This window comes from Methylibium sp. (genome assembly GCF_013817365.1).
Taxonomy (GTDB): domain Bacteria; phylum Pseudomonadota; class Gammaproteobacteria; order Burkholderiales; family Burkholderiaceae_C; genus Methylibium.
In genome coordinates, this window is the sequence record NZ_JACDCU010000290.1 from 1 (window position 1) to 5430 (window position 5430).

The window sequence follows — 5430 nt, forward strand, 5'->3', positions numbered from 1 at the left end:
ACAACTCACCCCACGGCACGATCTGCTCCATCGTCGCCAGGAACGCATCTCGCCTCGTCGGCCTGCGGTACTGTTCGTACTGCGCGTTCTGATCGATGCCTACTGCCAGGGTCTGCTGCTTCATGTCGAAGACGATGCATGCAGCATGCCAGCGGGGGACTTGATCAGCATTGCCCTAGAGAAAGAGATTGAAGCCGCTCTTGCGGACGGGGCTGGCGAGGCAACCTCTGATCTCTTCGATCTAGCTGTCAAAGAGGGCGAATGCCTTGCCAAGTTCCGTGAAGAACTTCAGGCAGTGATCGCGGAGATCCGAAAGAAAAATGAGAGGGGTAACTTGATCGTCTTCATCGACGAACTCGACCGCTGTCGGCCAACCTTCGCAATCGAGTTGCTGGAGCGGATTAAGCATTTATTCGATGTGCCCAATATCGTCTTTGTACTATCTATCGACAAATCGCAGGTTGAAGTGAGCACTTCGTCGGTTTACGGTGTAGGCATCAATGCCGCGAATACCTTCGTCGCTTCATCGATCTAGAGTTCCAAGTGCCTCAGGTCTCAGGTAAACCTTTCATCAAGCACCTCTTGAAGCGATTTGAACTCGATGAGGTCTTCTCCGAACGGACTGGTGACCTGAGAAGTGACATGTCCAACTTCGTCGATTTCTTTTGCTTTTTGGCCAAGACAACTGGAATGTCTCTGAGGACGCAAGAGCACTGCGTCGCACGTCTGGCGCTTGTGCTGGATCAGACACCATCTAACTATCACTTGCACCCAGTTCTCGCGGCGACTCTTATCGTTACACGCGCAATGCACTCTCAGCTCTTTTCGAAGATTAGATCTGGTGCCGCGTCGACAGAGGCACTCATGGAGTGGCTTCGTAGCTTGGATACTGGCTGCACTTTTAAAGATCGAGCTTCAGTGGCAATTGAGTCATACATGAACGCTGCCGACCCTAACGAAACTCGACAGGCGCAGCGCCGTCAGCGACTCGAAGCCCAGGCAAACAACTCAGTGCTTGATTCGGGAGAACGCTCGCATGCCAGCGAAGTCCTTCAGTTCACAGGTCATCTAGCAGGATCGTTCCATGGAGCGCCGAGTTTGGCCTATGTGATGAACAAGATGGATTTGGCCGAGAACTTACAGCCATGATTCGGTTGCAGGGGAGTGACCAAAGCCTAAGCATTCAGCCGGAGAGATGAATTGTCGGTAGGTGTCGCCGACGTTTCTTGGCGTTTTGGGTGCGGCGCTCAAGCAGGGAATGAAAGAAGAGGCAGCTTGAGGTGAACAGTCAAGCACGATGTCCAATGGGCCGCTGGCGCTCAGCTACGTAGCTGGGGCTTTCAGTTTCGGCTCGGCACTTTCCCACGGCATATCCTGCTGTTCAGCGACGGGGCACCACCGATTTTGCTGACGCGCTTCGCATCTTCGATATCTGTCTCGACGCCGGCGGGAGCCTGTTCGACACGGCCGGCGTCGACTCGAATGGTGACTCCGAATCGATCCTCGGCGCTGCGGAACGCAGCCCGATGGCGGTGTCGGAGCTTGTCAGGCCGGCACCACCAACGTAGCTTCGATCTCTAACAGCATGCCGTCCAGCGCCGGCCGCGGCAACGGGATCAGCGTGCAGGCCGGCTTGGACGCGTCGCCCCATACGCGGTCGAGTTCGGCATCGAAGACGTGCAGTCGTTCCTCGGTGTGGTCCAACAGTAGTGCGAGGAGCCTTGCGACGTGCTGCGGGCCGGCACCGGCCGCGCGCAGCGCGATGGTCATGTTGCCCGGCGCCTGCCGAACCTGCGTCTGGAAGTCGGCGGAAAGCGTGCCGTCTTCGTTCTCGCCGCCGTGTCCGGAGACCAGCACGAGCCGGGTGCCGGGTGCCGCGACGGCCACATGCGAATAGCCGTTGGGCTTGGGCTCGTAGAGGCCTGGCGGGTTGATGGGTTCGGTCGTCTTCGTCATGCGTTCTCCTCGATCGACATTAAATGCCGGAGGGCCTGCGAATCGGCCATCCGGTCCACGAGAGCATCGACCGCGAGTTCGGCGAGGCGTAGCGATGCAGCGAGAGGTTCGCCGCCGAACTCGTCGTGCTCCACCGCGGCCTCGAAGACATCGGTGATGCCGATGTAGCCGAAGACCGAGCGCACGCTGGCTTCGGTGTGGTTGAGGTGGGCGATGCGCCCGCCGGCGCCATAGCCGTGGTCGCCGCGCGAGCCGAGCAGCACGAGGCGTTTGCCGGCGCCCGCGAGCAGCGGCCAGTAGGGCACCTCGCCGCGCGAGCGGTCGAAGCCGAAGGTGCGGCCGACGCGCACGATGTTGTCGATCCAGGCCTTGAACTGCGCCGGCACGCCGAAGTTGTACATCGGCAGGCCCACGACGATCACGTCGGCCGCGACGAGTTGGTCCACGAGCCGGTCGCTCTCGGTCAGCGTCTCGTGCATCCACGGCTCGCGCGCTGCGGGGGCGGTGAACGCGGCGTGAATCCAGGGTCCGGTGACATGCGCGGGCGGTTGCTGCCCGATGTCGAGGTAGTCGATGGCGTCTTGCGGCCGCAACGCGCGCCAGCGTTCGACGAATCGCGCCGACAGCCGGCGGGTGTGGGAGCCGTGGGGGTCGATGCCGGAGCGGCCCGGGCGGGCGCTGGCATCGATGTGCAGGAGTGTGGTCATGAAAGTCGGTTCTCGTTGTGTCGATGGATGAGGGGAACTATGGGTGTCGTCGCTGCCGGTCAGGCGCCGGCTCGCAGTGAATCTATCGGTACGATGGCGTCCGGACAAACGATGATTTCTCGCCAATGGATGAACTGAACTCATCTGAACGGCGGCCGAGACGGCTGCCCTCGCTGTCGTCGCTGCGCGCCTTCGAGGCGGCTGCGGCGCATCTCGGCTTTCAACGCGCCGCGGCCGAGCTCGCGGTCACGCCCACCGCCATCAGCCACCAGGTGCGCGGTCTCGAAAGCGCACTCGGCCAGCCGCTGTTTCGCCGCCTCCCGCGCCAGCTCGCCCTCACGCCTGCCGGGCTGCGCCTGTTCCACGCGGTGCGCGAAGGCTTCGACACGATCGAAGCGGGCGTGTGCGCGCTGCGCATGCCGGCAGCGGCCGACACGGTCACGCTCACGACGAACACCGCCTTCGCCGCGCGGTGGGTCCTGCCGCGCATGGTGGCGTTCCGGGCGGCGTGTCCCGGCATCGAACTGCGGCTTCACGCGAGCGAGTCGGTGGCCGACCTCGCGCGGGGCGACGCCGATCTGGCGATCCGTTCCGGCGGCGGCCCCTGGCCGGGCCTCACCACCGCTGAGCTGATGCCCGAACGCTACGCACCGGTCTGCAGCCCGCTGCTGGGCTTGAAGCGGGTGCAGGACCTGCCGAAACACCGCCTGATCCACTTCGACTGGCAGCCGCAGGCGCGTGCGCCGGCGCTGTGGTCGCGCTGGTTCGAAGCAGCGGGAATCGCGGCGCCCAAGGCGCGCACGGCGGCAGGGACGCCCGGCCTCTCGTTCTCCGACGAGTCGCACGCGATGCTCGCCACGCTCGCCGGGCACGGTGTCGGTTTGCTGAGCCTTACCCTCGCCGCGCAGGAGCTGCGCAGCGGCGCCTTGCTGCAGCCTTTCGGGCCGGCGCTCGATACCGGCAGCTATTTCCTCGCCACCGCCAGCGGGCGCGAACGCGAACCCGCCATCCGCGCGGTGTGGCAGTGGGTGGTGGCCCAGGCCACGCAAGACCTCACGGATCGAAGCGCAACGCCGCGTGGAGGCTCCGCTGTGGACAAGGGTGAAAAGCCCGGCAGGTTTCTTCGATGAGCTGGTGGATGTCCACGCCGGCGCGCCATTGCCGGTCGATGCGCCACTGCAGCCGCAGCGCGCGGCTCACGCCGTCCGGATCACGGTGATGTGCTCGGTGCCGCTCTCTGGCAGCCACACCTCTCCGGCACGGCCGAGGATCTGGCGGATGTTGGTGGCCTCTCGCGGGAAGGCGAAGCGCTCGAACTTCTCGGCCTCGGGGTCGAAGCGCAGCGCCGCGTTGCCGCCGAAGTCGCTGAGCCACACCTTGTCGCGCTCATCCGCGTACACGACGTAGGTTTTCGGCGCGTCGCCCGGCCAGGCTGCCTTGTCGGGTCCCTGGATCACGCCGTGCGGCGAGGAGCCTTTCCGCAGGGCGATCAGTTCGGTGCGCCCGATCTTCGGATCGAACCAGCCCAGGTGGCCGCTGCGCTGCGCGCTGAACCACACGCCGCCGTCGGGGGTGGTGGCGACGTCGTGAATGCCGGTGCGCCCGGGCGTGGCCAGCGGGCAGGACTGCACCCGATTTTCCGGCGCTGCCGTGGCGGTCCAAGGCACAGAGCCGGCCACGGCGCCGGTGATAAGGGCACCGAGCGTGCGGCGTCTGGAGATCGGTGGCATGCGAAAGTCTCCTGGGTCGGATGAGCGGGCTTCGATCCTGCAGGGGGTGAAGTGTCAACAGCGGGGCAAGGGACGCATTGCGCTGCGGCGGGGGCACGCCGGTCAAGGCGAACGGGGCTGCCGCTGGGGTCTTCGCCGCGACGCCGTCGCGGGGCGCGGTTTGTTCGCAGAATCCATGGGGCGCGCTTGCATGCGCTCTGCACGCGCTCATGCCGAGGCGATTGATCGCAACACAGGAGAAGTAAACATGCCCCCGGTTCATTTCGCTTCGCAAAACAACGTCGGCGCGGCGCCGGCGACCCGAGTCGTCGAGGCGCTTGCCGACCCCCTTCGCCCCATGGCGGCGCTCATGCTGGCCGCAGTGCTGCTCGCAGCCGCCGGCACGTCTTGGGCCGCCGACGAACTGCGCAGCGTGAAAGGGCTGGCGATGCCCGAGTCGGTGGTGGTAGGAACCGATGGCCGGCTCTACGTGTCGGAGATCGGCGGCTTCGGCAAGGACGGCGACGGCCGCATCGTGGTCATCGATGCAGCCGGCAAGACGGTGAAGCCTTTTGCCACCGGCCTGGACGATCCCAAGGGCCTGGTGATCTCGCGAGATGTGCTCTTCGTGGCCGACAAGACGCGGGTCATGAAGATCGATGCCAGCGGTCAGGTGTCGGTGCTCGCCGACGCCAAGGATTTCCCGCAGCCGCCGCTGTTCCTCAACGACCTCGCCCTCGATGCGCGGGGCGACCTCTATGTGTCGGACACCGGCGATACAGAGCAAGGCAGCAAGGGCGCGATCTTCCGCATCACGCCGCAGGGCAAGGTTTCCCTGCTCATTTCTGAATCGCAGAATGCCTTGTTCAAGAACCCCAACGGGCTGCTGTTCGAGCCGTCGGGCAGTTTGCTGGTGGTTGACTTTTTCAGCGGCGATCTGTTGCGGCTCGACACCGCAACCAAGAAAACCGAAAAGCTCGCCGGCGGCTTCGGCGGTGGCGACGGCTTGGCGCTCGACGCCGCGGGCATGCTCTACATCACCGACTGGAAGGGTGGCC

The 5430-nt window shown here is 64.6% G+C and carries 7 protein-coding genes and 2 pseudogenes; 5 read left to right on the plus strand and 4 right to left on the minus strand.

The genetic code is table 11. The annotated features are described in order from the left end of the window. Window positions 1-124, minus strand: a pseudogene (locus H0W38_RS15770) (IS5/IS1182 family transposase); the annotation flags it as partial. A 21-nt stretch (window positions 125-145) separates the two neighbouring features. Here H0W38_RS15770 and H0W38_RS15775 point away from each other — a divergent pair. The 3 genes and pseudogenes from H0W38_RS15775 to H0W38_RS15785 form a co-directional block, all read left to right on the plus strand. Then, window positions 146-535 carry a P-loop NTPase fold protein gene (locus tag H0W38_RS15775; protein WP_292455784.1) on the plus strand — a complete coding sequence of 130 codons (390 nt, stop codon included), beginning with the start codon at window positions 146-148 and terminating at the stop codon, window positions 533-535. A 107-nt stretch (window positions 536-642) separates the two neighbouring features. Continuing rightward, entirely contained in the window at window positions 643-1149 is a 507-nt protein-coding gene (locus H0W38_RS15780; RefSeq protein ID WP_292455787.1) for a hypothetical protein, read from the plus strand. Window positions 1150-1409: 260 nt separating this feature from the next. Then, window positions 1410-1514, plus strand: a pseudogene (locus H0W38_RS15785) (aldo/keto reductase); the annotation flags it as partial. A 31-nt stretch (window positions 1515-1545) separates the two neighbouring features. Here H0W38_RS15785 and H0W38_RS15790 read toward each other — a convergent pair. Beyond that, the gene (locus H0W38_RS15790) at window positions 1546-1956 is read right to left on the minus strand and encodes a RidA family protein (protein WP_292455790.1); all 411 of its coding nucleotides are present in this window, start codon (window positions 1954-1956) and stop codon (window positions 1546-1548) included. Then, window positions 1953-2663 (minus strand): NAD(P)H-dependent oxidoreductase, encoded by a 711-nt coding sequence (locus H0W38_RS15795; protein ID WP_292455792.1) that lies wholly within the window; start codon window positions 2661-2663, stop codon window positions 1953-1955. Before H0W38_RS15795 ends, H0W38_RS15790 begins: the two co-directional genes overlap by 4 nt. A 125-nt stretch (window positions 2664-2788) precedes the next feature. Between H0W38_RS15795 and H0W38_RS15800 the strand changes: the two genes are divergently transcribed. After that, complete coding sequence (locus H0W38_RS15800; RefSeq protein ID WP_292455794.1) at window positions 2789-3793, plus strand: LysR substrate-binding domain-containing protein; 1005 nt, start codon at window positions 2789-2791, stop codon at window positions 3791-3793. A 66-nt stretch (window positions 3794-3859) separates the two neighbouring features. Here the strand turns inward: H0W38_RS15800 and H0W38_RS15805 are convergent, their stop codons facing one another. Beyond that, a complete protein-coding gene (locus tag H0W38_RS15805; RefSeq protein ID WP_292455796.1) occupies window positions 3860-4393 on the minus strand; it encodes a hypothetical protein in 534 nt (177 codons plus the stop codon). A 247-nt stretch (window positions 4394-4640) separates the two neighbouring features. On the opposite strand from H0W38_RS15805, the gene H0W38_RS15810 reads away from it, so the two are divergent. After that, window positions 4641-5430: SMP-30/gluconolactonase/LRE family protein (locus H0W38_RS15810; protein ID WP_292455798.1), on the plus strand; the 790-nt coding region annotated here is incomplete at its 3' end.